Source organism: Streptomyces sp. enrichment culture, from assembly GCF_964272895.1.
Classification (GTDB): Bacteria; Actinomycetota; Actinomycetes; order Streptomycetales; family Streptomycetaceae; genus Streptomyces.
Window position 1 is genome coordinate 5,158,721 of the sequence record NZ_OZ186832.1, and the last position, 17,787, is coordinate 5,176,507.

Annotated in this window: 18 protein-coding genes; 11 read left to right on the forward strand and 7 right to left on the reverse strand. The window is 70.5% G+C overall.

From position 1 onward, the window contains the following. Positions 1–11: 11 nt before the first annotated feature. On the reverse strand, positions 12–560 hold the full coding sequence (locus ACSU6M_RS23475) for a PepSY domain-containing protein (RefSeq protein WP_437072065.1): 549 nt from the start codon (positions 558–560) through the stop codon (positions 12–14). A 116-nt stretch (positions 561–676) separates the two neighbouring features. Here ACSU6M_RS23475 and ACSU6M_RS23480 point away from each other — a divergent pair, with 116 nt between their 5' ends. Further along, the gene (locus ACSU6M_RS23480) at positions 677–1,342 is read left to right on the forward strand and encodes a response regulator transcription factor (RefSeq protein WP_437072066.1); all 666 of its coding nucleotides are present in this window, start codon (positions 677–679) and stop codon (positions 1,340–1,342) included. Next, on the forward strand, positions 1,339–2,766 hold the full coding sequence (locus ACSU6M_RS23485) for a sensor histidine kinase (RefSeq protein ID WP_437072067.1): 1,428 nt from the start codon (positions 1,339–1,341) through the stop codon (positions 2,764–2,766). Before ACSU6M_RS23480 ends, ACSU6M_RS23485 begins: the two co-directional genes overlap by 4 nt. On the opposite strand, the gene ACSU6M_RS23490 is transcribed toward ACSU6M_RS23485, so the two are convergent. The 4 genes from ACSU6M_RS23490 to ACSU6M_RS23505 all read right to left on the reverse strand — a co-directional run bounded on the left by ACSU6M_RS23490 (position 2,763) and on the right by ACSU6M_RS23505 (position 5,375). Then, on the reverse strand, positions 2,763–3,239 hold the full coding sequence (locus ACSU6M_RS23490; RefSeq protein ID WP_437072069.1) for a MarR family winged helix-turn-helix transcriptional regulator: 477 nt from the start codon (positions 3,237–3,239) through the stop codon (positions 2,763–2,765). The genes ACSU6M_RS23485 and ACSU6M_RS23490 overlap by 4 nt on opposite strands. A gap of 95 nt (positions 3,240–3,334) precedes the next feature. Then, entirely contained in the window at positions 3,335–4,093 is a 759-nt protein-coding gene (locus tag ACSU6M_RS23495) for an AIM24 family protein (RefSeq protein WP_437072071.1), read from the reverse strand. Further along, the gene (locus ACSU6M_RS23500) at positions 4,090–4,740 is read right to left on the reverse strand and encodes an AIM24 family protein (RefSeq protein ID WP_437075319.1); all 651 of its coding nucleotides are present in this window, start codon (positions 4,738–4,740) and stop codon (positions 4,090–4,092) included. The genes ACSU6M_RS23495 and ACSU6M_RS23500 overlap by 4 nt, the downstream gene beginning before the upstream one ends. A gap of 2 nt (positions 4,741–4,742) precedes the next feature. Then, on the reverse strand, positions 4,743–5,375 hold the full coding sequence (locus tag ACSU6M_RS23505; protein ID WP_437075321.1) for an AIM24 family protein: 633 nt from the start codon (positions 5,373–5,375) through the stop codon (positions 4,743–4,745). Positions 5,376–5,500: 125 nt separating this feature from the next. Between ACSU6M_RS23505 and ACSU6M_RS23510 the strand changes: the two genes are divergently transcribed. From ACSU6M_RS23510 to ACSU6M_RS23525, 4 genes are all read left to right on the forward strand, one after another. Then, positions 5,501–5,845, forward strand: coding sequence for a DUF3817 domain-containing protein (locus ACSU6M_RS23510; RefSeq protein ID WP_437072072.1), 345 nt, complete (start codon positions 5,501–5,503; stop codon positions 5,843–5,845). After that, the gene (locus tag ACSU6M_RS23515) at positions 5,842–6,135 is read left to right on the forward strand and encodes an MTH1187 family thiamine-binding protein (protein WP_437072074.1); all 294 of its coding nucleotides are present in this window, start codon (positions 5,842–5,844) and stop codon (positions 6,133–6,135) included. The genes ACSU6M_RS23510 and ACSU6M_RS23515 overlap by 4 nt, the downstream gene beginning before the upstream one ends. A gap of 743 nt (positions 6,136–6,878) precedes the next feature. Then, positions 6,879–8,654, forward strand: coding sequence for a glycosyltransferase family 2 protein (locus ACSU6M_RS23520; RefSeq protein WP_437072076.1), 1,776 nt, complete (start codon positions 6,879–6,881; stop codon positions 8,652–8,654). A 3-nt stretch (positions 8,655–8,657) separates the two neighbouring features. Continuing rightward, positions 8,658–10,613 carry a galactose oxidase-like domain-containing protein gene (locus ACSU6M_RS23525; RefSeq protein WP_437072077.1) on the forward strand — a complete coding sequence of 652 codons (1,956 nt, stop codon included), beginning with the start codon at positions 8,658–8,660 and terminating at the stop codon, positions 10,611–10,613. A 45-nt stretch (positions 10,614–10,658) separates the two neighbouring features. Here the strand turns inward: ACSU6M_RS23525 and ACSU6M_RS23530 are convergent, their stop codons facing one another. After that, positions 10,659–11,666, reverse strand: coding sequence for a glycoside hydrolase family 6 protein (locus tag ACSU6M_RS23530; RefSeq protein WP_437072079.1), 1,008 nt, complete (start codon positions 11,664–11,666; stop codon positions 10,659–10,661). A 188-nt stretch (positions 11,667–11,854) separates the two neighbouring features. On the opposite strand from ACSU6M_RS23530, the gene ACSU6M_RS23535 reads away from it, so the two are divergent. From ACSU6M_RS23535 to ACSU6M_RS23545, 3 genes are all read left to right on the forward strand, one after another. Continuing rightward, a complete protein-coding gene (locus ACSU6M_RS23535) occupies positions 11,855–12,364 on the forward strand; it encodes a MarR family winged helix-turn-helix transcriptional regulator (protein WP_437072081.1) in 510 nt (169 codons plus the stop codon). Between the two features lie 43 nt (positions 12,365–12,407). Continuing rightward, positions 12,408–12,740 (forward strand): DUF3817 domain-containing protein, encoded by a 333-nt coding sequence (locus ACSU6M_RS23540; protein ID WP_437072083.1) that lies wholly within the window; start codon positions 12,408–12,410, stop codon positions 12,738–12,740. A 74-nt stretch (positions 12,741–12,814) separates the two neighbouring features. After that, a complete protein-coding gene (locus tag ACSU6M_RS23545; protein ID WP_437072084.1) occupies positions 12,815–14,515 on the forward strand; it encodes an acyl-CoA mutase large subunit family protein in 1,701 nt (566 codons plus the stop codon). Between the two features lie 167 nt (positions 14,516–14,682). On the opposite strand, the gene ACSU6M_RS23550 is transcribed toward ACSU6M_RS23545, so the two are convergent. Further along, positions 14,683–15,312, reverse strand: coding sequence for a TetR/AcrR family transcriptional regulator (locus ACSU6M_RS23550; RefSeq protein WP_437072085.1), 630 nt, complete (start codon positions 15,310–15,312; stop codon positions 14,683–14,685). 261 nt (positions 15,313–15,573) lie between these two features. Here ACSU6M_RS23550 and ACSU6M_RS23555 point away from each other — a divergent pair, with 261 nt between their 5' ends. After that, positions 15,574–16,548 carry a tetratricopeptide repeat protein gene (locus tag ACSU6M_RS23555; protein WP_437072087.1) on the forward strand — a complete coding sequence of 325 codons (975 nt, stop codon included), beginning with the start codon at positions 15,574–15,576 and terminating at the stop codon, positions 16,546–16,548. 579 nt (positions 16,549–17,127) lie between these two features. Next, positions 17,128–17,760, forward strand: a complete 633-nt coding sequence (locus tag ACSU6M_RS23560) for a DUF6230 family protein (protein WP_437072089.1) — start codon at positions 17,128–17,130, stop codon at positions 17,758–17,760. Positions 17,761–17,787: the final 27 nt, after the last annotated feature.

The following is a 17,787-nucleotide window of genomic DNA, read 5'->3' on the forward strand; positions in this document are numbered from 1 at the left end:
CCGTGGGCTTCTCAGTCCTCGGAGTCGTCATCGCCGCGGTCCGCCGCGACCTTGCCCGTCCTCGGGTCCACCGTCCAGTGGCTCTCCTTGCCCTGGGAGTCGACCGTCTCGACGTCCCAGCCGGCCGTGCGGTCGTCGTCGTCCAGGTCGACGGACGTGACGAAGCCCTTGGCGGCCGCCGCCCCGGCGGCCTCGCGGGCGTCGACCGTGGCGCCCTTCGGCAGGCCGCGGTCGTTGCCGTCCTCGTCGTCGCGGTCGGTGTCGGTGCCGAGTATGCGGCCGTTGTCCGGGTTGACGTGGACGGTGTACGACGTGCTGCCCTTGCCGAGGACCTCCACCTCCCAGCCGCGGGCGTCGTCACCGTCGCGGTCGTCGAGGTCGACCGAGACGACCGTGCCCGGCCGCTCCTTCAGGGCGGCGCCGGCGGCGTCCGCGGCGGTGATCTGCGTACGGCGCACCTCGTCCCTGCTGTCGTCGTCGTTCCCGGCGAAGGCGACCGCGGCACCCCCGCCGAGCAGGGCGGTGGCGGTGACGGCGGCGATGACGATGTGGCGCTTCATGAGCATCCTCCCGTGGGACTGGAGTTCCGACGCCTCCCACGCTGCCTGCCGGAAGCTGAAGGCACGCTGAAGCCACCTGAAGATCGCTTCAGCTTCGCTCTGCCACCCTGAGACGCATGCGCCTGCTCATCGTCGAGGACGAGAAACGCCTGGCCCTCTCCCTCGCCAAGGGCCTGACCGCCGAGGGATACGCCGTCGACGTCGTCCACGACGGACTGGAGGGGCTGCACCGGGCGAGCGAGTCGCCGTACGACCTGATCGTGCTCGACATCATGCTGCCCGGCATGAACGGCTACCGCGTCTGCGCCGCCCTGCGGGCCGCGGGCAACGACGTGCCGATCCTGATGCTCACCGCCAAGGACGGCGAGTACGACGAGGCCGAGGGCCTGGACACCGGCGCCGACGACTACCTCACCAAGCCGTTCTCCTACGTCGTCCTGGTGGCCCGGATCAGGGCGCTGCTGCGCCGCCGCCACAGCGCCGGGGCCTCCCCGGTGCTGGAGGCCGGCGGACTGCGGGTGGACACCGCCGCGCGCCGGGTGCACCGCGGCGAGGACGAGATCCCGCTCACCGCCAAGGAATTCGCGGTGCTCGAACAACTGGCGCTGCGCGCGGGCGAGGTGGTCTCCAAGGGCGACATCCTGGAGCACGTCTGGGACTTCGCCTACGAGGGCGACCCGAACATCGTCGAGGTGTACGTCAGCGCCCTGCGCCGCAAGCTAGGCGCCGGGCTGATCCGCACCGTGCGCGGCGCGGGCTACCGGCTGGAGGAGCCCCGATGAGACGCCCCTTCGGCTCGGTACGCGCCCGCGCCTCCCTCGCCGCCACCCTCGTCGTCGCCGTCGCCCTGGTCGCCGCGGGCGTCGCCGTGCTGCTGTCGCTGCGCGGCAACCTCACCGGACAGGCCGACCGGGACGCGGAGGCGGCGGCCCGCGAGGTGGCCGCGCAGATCGCCGCCGGCACCCCGTACGACCGGCTCGACCTGCCGGACGCCGAGGACCACCCGGTCCAGGTCGTCGACGGCGAGGGCCGGCTGCTCGCGGTGAGCGAGGACCTCCAGGCGATCACCGGCACCGCGACGTCCGCCGTGCGCGCGAACCCCGCCCCGGACGCGGGGCGCGGCGACGGGGGCGACGACGATGACGCCGACGACGAGGGCGGCACCGAGCCGGGAGAGGTCGGGTCCGTCACCTGGCGCGGGCAGGGCACCGCCACCGCCGACGGCGCGCGCGCCACGTACCGGTTCACCGCGGTGGAGGTCACCGACCCCCGCGACGAGCAGGTCCTGGTCTACGCGGGGACCTCGCTGGACGCCCAGGGCGGCGCGGTGCGCACCGCGTCCACGGTGATGCTCGTCGGCCTGCCCGCCCTGCTCGCGATCGTCGGCTGGACGACCTGGCTGGTGACCCGCCGTGCGCTGCGCCCGGTGGAGGACATCCGGCGCGAGATGGCGGAGATCACCGCCTCCACGGACCTCACCCGCCGGGTCCCCGAGCCGGACACCCACGACGAGATCGCCCGCCTCGCCCGCACCACCAACGAGACGCTGGCCGCGCTGGAGGCGTCCGTGGAGCGGCAGCGGCGCTTCGTCGCCGACGCCTCGCACGAGCTGCGCAGTCCGATCGCCTCCCTGCGCACCCAGCTCGAAGTGGGCGCCGCCCACCCGGAGTTGCTGGACGTCGAGGGCGCGGTCGAGGACACCGTACGACTCCAGCGCCTGGCCGCCGACCTGCTGCTGCTCGCCCGGCTGGACGCGGGGGAGCGCCCGGCCCCCGACGCCCGGGTCGACCTCGGGGAACTGGCGCGGGAGGAGGCGGCCGGCCGGCCGGGGGTGACGGTGACCGGCGAGGACCCGGTGGAAGTCGTGGGCTCCCGCGGCCAGTTGGCCAGGGTCCTGGCGAACCTGCTGGACAACGCCCAGCGGCACGCCCGCACGTCGGTGACCGTCGCCGTCCGCAGGGAGGGCCGGCGGTCGGCGGTCGTCCAGGTGGCCGACGACGGCGACGGGGTGCCCGAGGCCGAACGCGAGCGGATCTTCCAGCGGTTCGTACGGCTGGACGCCGCCCGCAGCCGGGACGAGGGCGGCGCCGGGCTGGGCCTGGCGATCGCCCGCGATGTCGCCGTGCGCCACGGCGGCACCCTCACGGTCCACGACGCCCCGGCGGGCGGAGCCCTCTTCGAACTCCGCCTGCCGCTGGGGCCCTAGGGCCGGCCGCGCTGGCCGCGCAGGTGCTCCGCGATGGGCTTGAGGGCCTTGTCGAGCTCGGTGAGGGCCTCGGGCGAGAGCAGGTCGATGAAGTGCCGGCGTACGGAGGCGACATGGTGCGGCGCGACGCGCTGCATGGTCTCCATGCCGTGGTCGGTGAGGACGGCGTACAGCCCGCGACGGTCGGACTCGCAATTCTCCCGCCGCACCAGATCGGCGTTCTCCATGCGCGTGATCTGGTGCGAGAGGCGGCTCTTGGACTGGAGGGTGGCGGAGGCGAGGTCGCTCATCCGCATCCGCCGGTCCTCCGACTCGGAGAGGTTCACCAGGATTTCGTAGTCGTTCATCGTCAGGCCGAACGGCTGCAGATCCTTTTCGAGCTGGTACGTCAACAGCCTGTTGACCTCCAGGTGGGTGCGCCAGGCGCACTGCTCCGCATCGGTCAGCCAGCGGGTGGCCGTTTCGGTCTCCATGAATGAAGTCTACCTAAGAAGTTGAAAGGCGTACTAACGGGGGGTGGTGTGACACTGCGTGCACGCGTTCGATGTCACACTCCGCAGACTACCGCTCACAGTCCGAAGCGACGCTGGAGGTCCCCCAACTGTCCGGGAAGACGCGGTCCACCCTGGACACCGGGCGCGCCGCCGCCGGGCACGCCCGACTGCTGCGGAATCGTCCCCGCCGCTTGCTCGGGCAGCAGCGTCTCGCTCGACTGCAGCAGGACCGTCCCGGCGCCGACGAACTCGAACTGATGCTCCTCGCCGGAGGCCCCGCCGAGGCCCGTCAGTGCACGTAGACCGCCCATCACCCCGGTCATGTAGCCATGGTCGTAGTGATGGCACGGGGACGGGCAGTCGGCCCAGCCGACGAGCGCCTGCGGATCCACCCGGATCGGGGGCTCCATGAACACCACCGGACCGTTAGATGCGGCCACGAACTTCCCGGTTCCGATCAGCGTCAGAAAACCGGGGACGATCGACTGCTTCAGCGAAAGACTTGGCTGAAAAGCGAGCAAGTTGCCGGAGCGAATGGTCAGATTGCCGTCGTCCAAGTCATAGGAATTGACATCGAAGGCCCGGTCGGCGAGCAGCATCTTCCCCGAGCCCTCGGCCACGACCCAGTCCGAGGCGTGCAGTGGCGAATGGAACGACGTACGGACAAGCCGGTCCAATCGCCCGTGCCCGATGCCGTTGAACTCGATCGAGCCGTAGTAGGCGATCATCTTCCCCTTCTGCAGGAACCACTGGCTCCCCTTGAGTTCCACACAGAAGGTGTACGGGTTGACGTTGTCGTCGACGGGCAGGGTCACCGGGTCGTAGGCGGTCACAGCTTCTCCTCCGATGCCTGCACGTACACCGTGCCGCTCCCGCTGAGCTCCAGCTGGAACGCCTCACCCGACCCGCGCCCCACCATGTCCCGCCACCCGAGCGCGGTCGACAGCTTGTTGCGCACGTCCCCGCGATGGGCGACGTACGCCTGCGGATCCACATGCACAGGCCGCCCCGGCGTGATCGGCACCTCGAACACCCCGCCGTGCGCCATGACGGCGACAGCCCCGTGCCCCGTCAGCGAGGTGGTGAACAGCCCCTGCCCGCTGACCTGCCCCCGCACCATCCCCATGACCCCGCCCTGGGAGCCGAGGAAGACGGTCCGCTGCTCCAGCGCCCCCTCGAAGGCGAGCAGCCGGTCCGCCTCCACGAACAGCGTGTCCCCGCTCAGCCGGACGACGTGCACATGGTGCCCCCCGTGCCCGAACAGCACCGTCCCGCTGCCCTCCACGGTCATCAGCGGAGTGTCCTCGTCGGCGACCCGCCGCCCGATCATCGACATGACCCCGCCCCGCCCGCCGGCCGTGTTCGGCGTGAAGGTGACATCACCCCGGTACGCCAGCATCGCCCCGCGCTGACTGAACAGCCGCTGCCCCGGCACGACGGTGGCCTCCACCACCTTGGCGTTGATCTCCCGGAACCCCACGGTCACACCTCCCCCGCGATCGTGTTCCGCTCGCTCGGCTGCACGTACACCAGCCCGTCCCCCTCGAAGCGCATCTGGAATGCCTCGCCCCCGCCCTCCCCGATCAGCGTGCGGAACGTCACACCCGACTGGAAGGACTGCCGAAGCTCCCCTTGATGCGCGACATACGCCCCCGGATCCACGGTCAACGGATACTGCGCACTCACCCGGAGCACCACCGCGGGCCCATCGGACGTGATGGCCACCTGCCCGTGCCCCTCCACGGTCGTGGTGAACAGCCCGTTGCCCTGCGAGGCCCCCCGCAGCCCGGTGAACGTGGTCCCCGTCCGCAACCCCGCGTCGGCGGCCAGTAGATTGCTGCTCTCCACGTACAGCTTCTCGCCCCGCAGCTCGACGAGGCTGATCTCGGACGCCCGGTCCGCGAACCAGCAGGTCCCCTGCCCCCGCACCTCCATCACGGTCATCTGCTCGCCGGTGAGCCGCCGGGTCACCATGCCCCGCAGCCCTTCCCCACCGCCGCTCAGCTTCTTGAAGGCCATCTGTCCGTCGTACGCGACCATCGAACCGTTCTTCGCCTTCACGGCGTCTCCGGTCATGTCGACGGCGAGCACCTTATTTCCCTGAAGTCGGAACATCGCCACGCTGCGACGGTAACCCCGGGGGCCCGGTCACCGGCACCCCCCGCCCGTTTGTCACAATGGCGAGGACGTTTGTGCACCCGTTCACAAACTGCCGACGACTCCTCCACCGAAGGTGACCCGTGGACATCAAGACCGCCACCGCCCTGCGCCGCCTGCGCCTCGTCTCCACCCCCGAGGCCGTGTCCTTCCTCCTGCTCCTGGTCTGCTCGGTGCTCAAGCGCACCACGGACTTCAACGCGGTCCCGGTCATGGGTGCGATCCACGGCGTTCTGTTCATCCTCTACGTGCTCTTCTGGGCCGACGCCTGGAACCGCACCAAGTGGTCCTTCAAGACGGCCGCCCTCTACTTCGTCCTCTCCGTCCTGCCCGCCGGCGGCTTCTTCGCCGACCGCAAGCTGCGCCGTGAGTCCGAGGACGCGCTGATCGCCTCCCGCGCCCGCGAGGAAAAGGTCGCCAGCGCATGATCGTCGCCTTCTCGGTGACCCCGCTGGGCGTCGGTGAGGACGTGGGGGAGTACGTCGCCGACGCCGTCCGCGTGGTCCGCGAGTCGGGCCTGCCCAGCCGCACGGACGCCATGTTCACCTCGATCGAGGGCGACTGGGACGAGGTCATGGACGTCGTCAAGCGAGCGGTCGCCGCCGTCGAGGCGCGGGCGCCGCGGGTCTCCCTGGTCCTGAAGGCCGACATCCGTCCCGGTGTGACGGACGGTCTGACGTCCAAGGTGGAGACGGTGGAGCGGTACCTAGCGGAATAGGCCGCGCGCCATCCCAACGGGGCCGTTCTCGCCGTACGCGGCTGCGGGTGGTACGTGGCTGGTCGCGCAGTTCCCCGCGCCCCTCAGGGACGTACACCCGCCCGGCGCCAGAAAGGACCGCCCGCACCCGCCCACGACGACGAGCCCTCACCTACCGTGGGCCCGATCAGCCGCCGACGGCGACAGGCTGCCACGCCCGTGGCCATGTCAGCCGCCGACGTCGATGAGGCACCACGCACCACGGGCCGGAAGCCGCCCACGGCGACGAGCCCCTACGCACGGTGGGCGTCGGTCAGCCGCCCACGGGGAGAAGCCACCCAGCACGGTGGGCGTCGGTCGGTCGCCGACGGCGGGAAGGCACCACGCACCGTGGGCGTCGGTCAGCCGCCCACGGGGAGAAGCCACCCAGCACGGTGGGCGTCGGTCGGCCGCCGACGGCGGGAAGGGGACGTGCCGGGGGGTGTCCGCCCGCAGCGGCCGGCGTCCGTCGGGCAGTCACCCTAGGTCCCGACAGAACCGCCGGACCGAGGACGGACACCCCCCGGCGCGGCCCCGACCCACAACCCACCGGCATGCGCTACGCACGCCCCCACCGGACGCGAGCAGGCCGCCGCAGGCGTCCACCCGCCCACCCGCGGGCGGACGACCGGTTGTCGCCCCACCCGCCTGGACGCCCCCAGTTCGACACGCCCCGAATTGTCCAGTTACGTGTGGAGAGAAATCCCCGACGACTGGAGGGCGTTGTGCGGCCGGAGGGATACGACTACGACACCCACAGCACTCTTGCCGGACCGCTCACGGAGCCGTCCGGCACGTCCTACCGGGTGCAGTACACCTCGCTCCTGTCCCGCGAGCCCCACCGAATACGAGCCGTCGCCCTGATGACCCTCGCGCCGGTGCTCACCGGCGTCCTGCTCGTGTACCTCGTCTGGCCCACCCACTGGGTGGAACGCGAGGGCGGCGACCGATGGCTCGCCTGGCTCGACGTCACCATGCTCATAGCCATCGGCCTCATCGAACTGTTCATGGTCGTCAACGTGGCCTCCGTGGCCCACGCGACCCTCGTGGCCCGCGACCCCGTCCCGGTCGTCCCCGAGACCGGTACCCGCGTCGCCTTCCTCACCACCTACGTCCCCGGCAAAGAACCCCTCTCCATGGTCCGCGCCACCCTCGAGGGCGCGACCCGCGTCACCCACACCGGCCCCGTCGACGTCTGGCTCCTCGACGAGGGCGACGACGACCAGGCCAAGGCCCTCTGCGCGGAACTCGGCGTACGCCACTTCACCCGCCACGGCGTCCCGGAGTGGAACAGGAAGACCGGCGTCCACAAGGCCCGCACCAAGCACGGCAACTACAACGCCTGGCTCGCGATGCACGGCGACGACTACGACTTCTTCGCCTCCGTCGACACCGACCACGTCCCGCTCCCGAACTTCCTGGAGCGGATGATGGGCTACTTCCGCGACCCGGACGTCGCCTTCGTCGTCGGCCCCCAGGTGTACGGCAACTACCACAACCCCGTCACCAAGGCCGCCGAATCCCAGCAGTTCCTCTTCCACGCGCTCATCCAGCGCGCCGGCAACCGCTACCGCTCCCCGATGTTCGTCGGCACGAACAACGTCGTCCGCATCGCCGCCCTGAAACAGATCCGCGGCCTGCAGGACAGCGTCACCGAGGACATGGCCACCGGCTTCGAGCTGCACCGCCGGCGCAACCCCCGCACCGGCAACCACTGGCGCTCGGTGTACACCCCGGACGTCCTCGCCGTGGGGGAGGGCCCGGCCTCCTGGACGGACTTCTTCACCCAGCAGACGCGCTGGTCGAGGGGCACGTACGACACACTGCTCAAGCAGTACGGCAAGGCGCTGTTCACGATGCCGCCCGGCCGCCTGTTCTCGTACACGCTGATGCTCGTGTACTACCCGATGACCGCGGTGAACTGGTTCCTCGGCATCCTCAGCTGCGTGCTGTTCCTCTGGTTCGGCGCCTCCGGCACCCAGGTCGCCGCCTCCGTCTGGCTGATGCTCTACAGCGACGCGGCCGCCCTCCAGATCGGCCTGTACCTGTGGAACCGCCGGCACAACGTCTCCCCGCACGAGCCGCAGGGCTCCGGCGGCCTGGCCGGCATGGCGATGTCCGCCCTGTCCGCGCCGATCTACCTCAAGTCCCTGGGCGAGGCGATCGTCCGCCGCCCGAGCCGGTTCGTCGTCACGCCCAAGGGCGGCACCGCCAGCGCCGACCGGCTGCTGACCTTCCGGATCCATCTGATGTGGGCGGCCGTCCTGGTCACCTCCCTCGCCGCCTCCGTCGCCCTCGGCCACACCCACGCGGCGATGCGCACCTGGGCGGTCCTGGCGACGGTGATCGCCCTGGCCCCGGTGACGGTGTGGGCGTGGACGGAGCTGAGGGAGCGCAGGGGGCGCCGGACGCACACCCGCACCGCCCCGGCACTCCTCGCGGAGGAACCGGCGCTCGCCGCCGCCCCCCAGGTGTCCGGTACGACGACAGGAGGCAACTAGGCCATGGCCTACCAGCCCTCGCAGAAGACCAAGAGAACCGTCCTGGGCATCGGCGGCATCGCGATCCTCGCGGGCCTGAACGCCCCGGCCGCGCTGGACTTCGCGGGCGAGAAGTACCACGCGTACAAGATCGCCCAGCCCGCGTACAAGGCCCGCTACGGCTCCTGGAGCCAGGTCGACATCCCGGAGGAGTACCGCACCAACGCCATCCACGCCGCCCTGCTGCACACCGGCAAGGTGCTGATCGTCGCGGGCTCCGGCAACGAGCAACGCAAGTTCGACAAGGGCGAGTTCGACACCGTCCTGTGGGACCCGAAGGCCAACACCTTCAAGAAGATCCCCACCCCCGAGGACTTCTTCTGCGCCGGACACGCCCAGCTCCCCGACGGCCGCCTCCTCGTGGCCGGCGGCACCGCCCGCTACGAACTGCTCGACGGCGAGGTGGAACGGGCCGGCGGCGGCATGCGGGTGAAGAACGAGAACCCGGACAAGGCCGTCTTCCTGAAGAAGGGCACCCGCTTCCGCTCACCCGCCGGCGTCGAGTACGTCACCCGGTTCGACGTCACGGTTCCCCGGGCCAAGCGCACCTTCAAGATCACGTACAACAGCCGGGGCGTCATGCAGCCCTGGCAGACCAAGGTCACCGCGAGCGAGGCCCGCGTCTTCGTCGAGGCGGTCGAGAAGGGCCCGCTCGCGATCACCGAGAAGCAGGCGCAGTACGAGATCGTCGGCCTGACCGGCAAGGACGCCGACAACACCTACGGCCTGTCCGAGAAGATCACCCTGGACAAGCAGGACTTCCAGGGCATCCGCGCGGCCTACGAGTTCGACCCGGTCGCCGAGAAGTACGTGCCCGTGGACCCCATGGCCAAGGCCCGCTGGTACCCGACCCTGGTCGGCCTGGCCGACGGCCGGGTGCTCGCCGTCTCCGGCCTGGACGACGTAGGCGTCGTGGACCCGGGCGACAACGAGATCTACGACCCCAGGACCAAGAAGTGGACGCCGGGCCCCAAGCGGTACTTCCCCACCTACCCGGCGCTCTTCCTCACCAAGGGCGGCAAGCTCTTCTACTCGGGCTCCAACGCCGGTTACGGTCCCGCCGACAAGGGGCGCGACCCCGGCATCTGGGACCCGCGGACCAACACCTTCACCAAGGTCCCCGGACTGCGCGACGCCGACCAGACCGAGACGTCCGCCTCGCTGCTGCTGCCCCCGGCGCAGGACCAGAAGGTGATGATCCTCGGCGGCGGAGGCGTCGGCGAGTCCAGGAAGTCCACCCCGCGCACCGCCGTCGTGGACCTGAAGAAGGACGCCCCGGTCTTCGAGGACGGTCCCGACCTCCCGCAGGGCACGCGCTATCTGAACAGCGTGATCATGCCGGACGACACGGTGTTCACCTCCAACGGCTCCAGGGACTACCGCGGCCGCAGCGCCAGCAACATCCTCAAGGCGCAGTTCTACGACCCGAAGACCAACGCCTTCCGGGAGGCGGCGGCCCCCGAGGTCGGCCGCAACTACCACTCCGAGGCGCTGCTGCTGCCCGACGGCCGGGTCGCCACCTTCGGTTCGGACCCGCTCTTCGACGACCAGCAGAACACCAAGCTCGGCCACTTCGAGCAGCGGATGGAGATCTTCACCCCGCCCGCCCTGCACCGGGCCGGCGCCGAGCGTCCGGTCCTCGGGGACGGACCGAAGGAACTGGACTCCGGTCACCGGGTCACCTTCCGCACCGACCACCCCGAACGCATCGCCAAGGCCCGCCTGATGCGCCCGAGCGCGGTCACCCACACCACGGACGTCGAGCAGCGCTCGATCGAACTGGGCATCACCAAGGCCGGTGAGAGGGTGACCTTCCAGGTCCCGGACGACCCGGCCCTGGTCCCGCCCGGCTGGTACATGCTGTTCGTGACCGACGCCGAGGGCACCCCGTCCGAGGCGAAGTGGATCCAGGTGAAGTAGCCGGCGCCGGGCGGCAGATGCAGGAGTTCCCTCCAGAACGCCCCGTCACGCCCTGGAGTTGCGCGCCAGCTCCAGGGCGTACTGCGGCCACCACTGCCCGGCGTCCGGGCCGCCCTCGCAGGTGCCGTCGGACTCGCCGGGCCGTTTGATCCACAGATAGGCGTCCAGGGAGGGTTCACCGGTGTCGGTGGTGGGCGGGGTGCCCAGGGCGCGGCCGGGCGGGTTGCACCAGACGCCGGCCAGCGGGCCGTTGCCGTTGCGGCTGGTGTCGACGACGAAGTGCTTGCCGCCGAGCTGCCGGGAGAGCCGCAGGCCGTACTCCTTGGTCACCTCGTTCGTCTGGAAGTTGGAGACGTTCAGGGCGAAGCCGTCCGCGGCCTCGATCCCGGCCCGCCGCAGCGGCTCGACCAGCTTCTCCGGCTCGCGGATCCAGGAGGGGTTGCCCGCGTCCAGGTACACCTTGGTGCCGGGCTGCCGCTTGAGACGGGCCACGGCCTCGCCCAGCAGCTGCTCGCGCTCGGCGTGGAATTCGGCGGGCGTGCAGCCGTCGACGACGTGCGCGACCGCGTCCGGCTCCAGGACGACCAGTGCCTCGGCGTCCCCCAGGGCCTCGGCGAACCTCCCGATCCAGGAGCGGTAGGCGGCCGCGTCCGCGGCCCCGCCCGCCGAGTGCTGGCCGCAGTCCCGGTGCGGGATGTTGTAGGCGACGAACACGGCGGTCTGCCCGGTGCCGCGGGCCGCGGCGACGGCCGCCTTCACCTGCGGGGCGGGATCGGTCTCGCCCGCCGGCCACAGCGCGGCCGGCCGGTCGGCGATCCGCGCGAGCAGCTTGGCGTCCTGGGTGCGGCCCTGCCGCTGCCACAGCGCCTTCTGCCGGGCGGCGGGGCTGTCCGGGTCGACCCAGAAGGGGGAGGCGGGCGCGCGGTCCGCCGCCCGGGAGGCGGCCCCGGCGACGGATGCCTCGCCGATGCCGGGGGCGGACGAGCAGCCCGCCGTCAGCGCGAGAGCGGTGAGGGCGGTCAGGGCGGTGAGCGTGTGGGTCAGCCGGGACATGCTGCTCCCCTGAGCGGAGGTGACGTTCAGCGACCCCATCGTGACACAGAGCTGACAAATATCCTGTAAGGGACAAATGGCCTGTCACCGGTCGCGACGGACCCGCCGTCCCGTCACGGCGAGGAGAGCCGTCCTGAAAGTCGAGACGGAGCTGACCGCATAATGACCGGCCGGTAGGGTCTGGTGCCGTGCCGAAGCCGCTCAGTCTCCCGTTCGATCCCATCGCCCGCGCCGATGAGCTCTGGAAGCAGCGCTGGGGCAGTGTGCCGTCCATGGCCGCGATCACCTCGATCATGCGGGCGCACCAGATCCTGCTCGCCGAGGTGGACGCGGTGGTCAAGCCGTACGGGCTGACGTTCGCGCGCTACGAGGCGCTGGTGCTGCTCACCTTCTCCAAGGCCGGTGAGCTGCCGATGTCCAAGATCGGCGAGCGTCTGATGGTCCACCCCACCTCGGTGACGAACACCGTCGACCGCCTGGTGAAGTCCGGCCTCGTCGACAAGCGGCCCAACCCCAACGACGGCCGCGGCACCCTCGCCTCCATCACCGCCAAGGGCCGTGAGGTCGTCGACGCCGCCACCCGCGACCTCATGGCCATGGACTTCGGCCTGAGCGCCTACGACGCCGAGGAGTGCGCCGAGATCTTCGCGATGCTCCGCCCGCTGCGGGTGGCGGCCGGGGACTTCGAGGAGGACTGACCCGCCCGAAGATCGCCCAAAGTGGACGGTTACCCTCGACGGCATGAAATCCAGCGTGCTGACCCGCTACCGCGTCATGGCCTACGTGACCGCCGTCATGCTGCTCGTGCTGTGCACCTGCATGGTGTTCAAGTACGGGTTCGACATGGGCGAGGATGTGACCTTCGCGGTCTCCCAGGCGCACGGAATCCTCTACATCATCTACCTGGTCTTCGCCTTCGACCTGGGCTCCAAGGCCAAGTGGCCGTTCGGCAAGCTGCTGTGGGTGCTGCTGTCCGGAACGATTCCCTTCGCCGCCTTCTTCGTCGAGCGCAAGATCGTCCGCGAGACGCTTCCGCTGGTCAGCGGCGCGCAGCCGGCCCCCGTCAAGGCGTAACACCCCACCGCCGTGACCCGCTCACGGCGGTTGGCCATCGACATTTACTTGGACGTCCTAGTAAATTCGAGGGTATGGACGCTGACGCCATCGAGGAGGGCCGCCGACGCTGGCAGGCCCGGTACGACGCCGCGCGCAAGCGCGACGCTGACTTCACCACGCTCTCCGGGGACCCCGTGGAGCCGGTGTACGGGCCGCGGCCGGGTGACACGTACGAGGGTTTCGAACGGATCGGCTGGCCCGGTGAGTACCCCTTCACCCGCGGCCTGCATCCGACCGGCTACCGAGGGCGCACGTGGACCATCCGGCAGTTCGCCGGGTTCGGCAACGCCGAGCAGACCAACGAGCGCTACAAGATGATCCTCGGCAACGGCGGTGGCGGACTCTCCGTCGCCTTCGACATGCCGACGCTCATGGGCCGCGACTCCGACGACCCGCGCTCGCTCGGCGAGGTCGGCCACTGCGGGGTCGCCATCGACTCCGCGGCCGACATGGAGGTGCTGTTCAAGGACATCCCGCTCGGGGACGTCACCACCTCCATGACGATCAGCGGACCGGCCGTGCCGGTCTTCTGCATGTACCTGGTCGCCGCCGAGCGCCAGGGTGTCGACACCGGCGTGCTCAACGGCACGCTCCAGACCGACATCTTCAAGGAGTACATCGCGCAGAAGGAGTGGCTCTTCCAGCCCGAGCCGCACCTGCGCCTGATCGGCGACCTGATGGAGTACTGCGCCGAGCGCATCCCCGCGTACAAGCCGCTCTCCGTCTCCGGCTACCACATCCGCGAGGCGGGCGCGACGGCCGCGCAGGAGCTGGCCTACACCCTCGCGGACGGCTTCGGCTACGTCGAGCTGGGCCTGAGCCGCGGCCTCGACGTGGACGTCTTCGCGCCCGGCCTGTCCTTCTTCTTCGACGCGCACCTCGACTTCTTCGAGGAGATCGCCAAGTTCCGCGCCGCGCGCCGGATCTGGGCGCGCTGGATGAAGGAGGTCTACGGCGCCACGACCGACAAGGCGCAGTGGCTCCGCTTCCACACGCAGACCGCCGGGGTCTCGCTGACCGCCCAGCAGCCGTACAACAACGTCGTCCGCACGGCCGTCGAGGCGCTGGCCGCGGTGCTCGGCGGGACCAACTCCCTGCACACCAACGCCCTCGACGAGACCCTCGCCCTGCCGTCCGAGCAGGCCGCGGAGATCGCCCTGCGGACGCAGCAGGTGCTGATGGAGGAGACCGGCGTCGCCAACGTCGCGGACCCGCTGGGTGGTTCTTGGTACGTCGAGCAGCTCACCGACCGGATCGAGGCCGACGCCGAGAAGATCTTCGACCAGATCAAGGAGCGGGGCCTGAGGGCTCACCCCGACGGGCAGCACCCCATCGGGCCCATCACCTCCGGCATCCTGCGGGGCATCGAGGACGGCTGGTTCACCGGGGAGATCGCGGAGTCCGCGTTCCGGTACCAGCAGGCGCTGGAGAAGGGCGACAAGAAGGTGGTGGGCGTCAATGTCCACACCGGGTCCGTCACCGGTGACCTGGAGATCCTGCGGGTCAGCCACGAGGTGGAGCGCGAGCAGGTGCGGGTGCTGGGCGCCAGGAAGGCCGGGCGGGACGAGGGTGCGGTGCGTGCCGCGCTCGACGCCATGCTGGGTGCGGCGCGGGACGGTTCCAACATGATCGAGCCCATGCTCGACGCGGTGCGCGCCGAGGCGACGCTGGGCGAGATCTGCGGCGTCCTGCGCGACGAGTGGGGCGTCTACACGGAACCGGCCGGCTTCTGATCCGGCGGCCCGGCTGAGGCGGGGTGGGCGGGCGACTCGGCGCGGACGAGGTGCCTGCCGTCGGCCACGACGGCGGCGGTGCGTCGCGACGCGGGCGAGTGCGCGTCCCTCAGGGGCGCGGGGAACTGCGCGACCCGCCCCCTGCCACCCGCACCCGGCACTGAACGTTAGCCCGCCCCCGCCTCGCCCGCCCCGGCCAGCCCCAGCAGCAGGACCCGCGTGAAGCTCCGCACCCACTCCTCGTCCGCCGGCTCCGCGCTCACCAGCGTGCGGTGGACCACCGCCCCGGCGACCATGTCGAAGATCAGGTCGGCCGTGCGAGCGGCCTCCTCCGCGTCCGTCGAGGCGGGCAGCTCGCCCCTCGTCTGAGCCCGTTCCCGGCCCTCGGTCACCAACCGCTTCTGACGCTCCACGATGGACGCCCGGATGCGCTCGCGCAGGGCGTCGTCCCGCGTGGACTCCGCGACGACCGCCATCAGGCCGCTCTTGGCCTCCGGTCGAGCCAGGATCGCGGCGAACTGGAGGACGACTCCCTCGATGTCCGCGGCGAGGGATCCCCGGTCCGGAAGCCGCAGTTCGTCGAAGAGCTCCGCCACCGCGTCGACGACCAGTTCGTTCTTGCCCGCCCACCGGCGGTACAGGGTCGTCTTGGCAACCCCGGCTCGCGTGGCGACGTCTCCCAGGGTGAGTTTCGACCAGCCGAGCTCCACCAGCGCCGCGCGCGTCGCGGCCAGGATCGCCGTGTCGGCGGCGGCGCTGCGCGGACGGCCTCGGACGGCTGGAGTGCGGCTTTGCATCCCATGACCATAAACCGGCGCTCCTCGCGCGACGCGGGACACGGGAGTGAGGCAGATCACCGGACCGCGACTCCCCGAAGAGCCCCACCGGCATTACGCTACGAGTCGTAGCGAAAGCGGGACGGGCGCCCGTAGGGACGTTCACGGGTGAGGACCGCCCGGCGCGGGGTGGGGACCCGGCGCCGCCGGACGGACAGACGGCCCGAGCCGGCTTTCACCACTCTTTTTCATTCATGCGCGGGTACGGGGGAGGATAGACGCATGCAGCCACGGAACATGTCCATGAGCGGCGTCGTCGACCTCGCCGCGGTCAAGGCGGCCCAGGAGGCCAAGGCCAAGGCCGAGCAGGCCCGCGCGGAAGCGGCCCGGCAGGGCGGGGGCGGAGCCGTCTCCCCGGCCGATCTCGTCATCGACGTCGATGAGGCGGGCTTCGAGCGGGAGGTCCTGCAGCGCTCCGCCGAGGTCCCGGTCGTCATCGACTTCTGGGCCGAGTGGTGCCAGCCCTGCAAGCAGCTGAGCCCGGTCCTGGAGCGGCTCGCCGTCGAGTACAACGGGCGCTTCCTGCTCGCCAAGATCGACGTCGACGCCAACCAGATGCTGATGCAGCAGTTCGGGATCCAGGGGATCCCGGCCGTCTTCGCGGTCGTCGCGGGACAGGCGCTGCCGCTCTTCCAGGGCGTCGCCGACGAGACGCACATCCGGCAGACCCTCGACCAGCTGGTGCAGGTCGCCGAGCAGCGCTTCGGCCTGACCGGCCTCACCGTCGACCCCGACGCCGAGCCGGGCGGCGCCGCACAGGCCGCCCCGGCCGCGGCCGGCCCCTACGACTCCCTGCTCAACGCGGCCGCGCAGGCGCTGGACGCCGGCGATCTGGGCGGGGCCGTCCAGGCGTACAAGAACGTGCTGGCCGACGACCCGGCGCACCCGGAGGCCAAACTGGGCCTGGCGCAGGCCGAGTTGCTCCAGCGGGTGCAGGGCATGGACGCGCAGAAGGTGCGCCGGGAGGCCGCCGAGAAGCCGTCCGACGCGGCCGCTCAGATCGCGGCCGCCGATCTCGATCTGGTGGGCGGTCATGTCGAGGACGCCTTCGGGCGGCTCGTCGAGGCCGTGAAGGTCACGTTCGGTGACGACCGTGACACCGTCCGGCTGCGGTTGCTGGAGCTGTTCGAGGTGGTCGGCGCGGAGGATCCGCGGGTGGCCGCGGCACGCAGAGCGCTGGCCCGCGCCCTGTTCTGACGCTCCGGAGCGTTCGAGGCGGCCGCGCTTTGCCAAATCTTGGTAATCGCGGCCGCTGTTACTGCAAGTAAGCCGTGGGCCTCGTTCTGTCGGATTCTGTCCAGGCATCAATAGTTTTGTTCCACCCCCGGCTGACACCGAGCGTCGCCGACCGAGATCGGTGGGTCGTTGTTCGGTTATCCGGCCGTTACTAGCGAGTAACGAACCCCCTTGTGCGGGCGCCGAGAATGCACCACGATCGGCGACGCTCGGTCCATTCCTCGCACCCCGACAGCCGGTCGGGCCGCGGGAGCTCCTGGGTCCCCACCGAGCAGAGCAGGCGGCAGTGGAGCCGGCTCTTGGGCAGGGGGGTCTTCGCCGTCCGGCGAAGCCTGTCCAGCAAGGTTGTGCGTGATGTGTGTCAGGCGCGACCAGTGGTTGTCGCTCGGGGGTGATCGCCGGTGATTCGGGCGCTGTGTGCGCCGCCGAGCGCGGGCGCTCTCCTTACCGAGGACGTAGCACTTCTCCCATCCCTGCCCGGCTGAGCCGCCGTCAGGGGGCAGTCAGGGCCGGAGATGTACGTCCGAGAAGGAGGAAATCATGGGTTCCAAGCCTCGTGGCGGGACCAGATGGAAGCGGTTCGCTGTGGTCATGGTGCCCAGCGTCGCCGCGGCCGCAGCGGTCGGTGTCGGTCTGGCGCAGGGTGCGCTCGCCGCGTCGTTCACCGTCTCCGGCCAGAGTTTCAAGGTGCGCGCGGGTCACCTGGAGGGCACCGGCTTCGCCCAGTACGGCGGTATCGCCGAGGGCTACACCGATGTGTCCGGTGACAAGAAGACCAAGCGACCGGTCGCGATCTCGACGTTCAAGCACGCCGAGATCAACAACATGTGCCAGTCGCTGAAGACGGACATCCCGCTCCTGGGCACCGTCTACATGCGCCTGGAGGCGGGCAAGAACAAGCCGGTCGTCGCGGAGAACCTGTACCTCGACATCGCGCAGCTCGACGCCGACGCCACCTTCAAGGGCATCGACATCGGTGTGGCCGTCAAGGACCAGAACAAGGGTCCCGCCGTGACGGACAAGGGCGTTCTGCCGGGCGGCTTCGCCCAGCAGGCGGACACGGCGATCCTCGACGACGCCAAGCAGGTGGCGTGGGCTACCACCGCCGGCACGTTCAAGCTGAGCGGTCTGAGCCTGCGGCTCGGCACCGACTCCAAGATGGAGTGCTTCTGAGCTTGTACGTCGTGCGGGTACCTGACA

Excerpts from the sequence above, each read along its gene's own strand:
- ACSU6M_RS23475 (WP_437072065.1), bottom strand. The coding sequence starts at position 560 with ATGAAGCGCCACATCGTCATCGCCGCCGTCACCGCCACCGCCCTGCTC.
- ACSU6M_RS23480 (WP_437072066.1), top strand. The coding sequence starts at position 677 with ATGCGCCTGCTCATCGTCGAGGACGAGAAACGCCTGGCCCTCTCCCTC.
- ACSU6M_RS23485 (WP_437072067.1), top strand. The coding sequence starts at position 1,339 with ATGAGACGCCCCTTCGGCTCGGTACGCGCCCGCGCCTCCCTCGCCGCC.
- ACSU6M_RS23490 (WP_437072069.1), bottom strand. The coding sequence starts at position 3,239 with ATGGAGACCGAAACGGCCACCCGCTGGCTGACCGATGCGGAGCAGTGC.
- ACSU6M_RS23505 (WP_437075321.1), bottom strand. The coding sequence starts at position 5,375 with ATGTTCCGACTTCAGGGAAATAAGGTGCTCGCCGTCGACATGACCGGA.
- ACSU6M_RS23515 (WP_437072074.1), top strand. The coding sequence starts at position 5,842 with ATGATCGTCGCCTTCTCGGTGACCCCGCTGGGCGTCGGTGAGGACGTG.
- ACSU6M_RS23525 (WP_437072077.1), top strand. The coding sequence starts at position 8,658 with ATGGCCTACCAGCCCTCGCAGAAGACCAAGAGAACCGTCCTGGGCATC.
- ACSU6M_RS23530 (WP_437072079.1), bottom strand. The coding sequence starts at position 11,666 with ATGTCCCGGCTGACCCACACGCTCACCGCCCTGACCGCCCTCACCGCT.
- ACSU6M_RS23540 (WP_437072083.1), top strand. The coding sequence starts at position 12,408 with ATGAAATCCAGCGTGCTGACCCGCTACCGCGTCATGGCCTACGTGACC.
- ACSU6M_RS23545 (WP_437072084.1), top strand. The coding sequence starts at position 12,815 with ATGGACGCTGACGCCATCGAGGAGGGCCGCCGACGCTGGCAGGCCCGG.
- ACSU6M_RS23550 (WP_437072085.1), bottom strand. The coding sequence starts at position 15,312 with ATGCAAAGCCGCACTCCAGCCGTCCGAGGCCGTCCGCGCAGCGCCGCC.
- ACSU6M_RS23555 (WP_437072087.1), top strand. The coding sequence starts at position 15,574 with ATGCAGCCACGGAACATGTCCATGAGCGGCGTCGTCGACCTCGCCGCG.
- ACSU6M_RS23560 (WP_437072089.1), top strand. The coding sequence starts at position 17,128 with ATGGGTTCCAAGCCTCGTGGCGGGACCAGATGGAAGCGGTTCGCTGTG.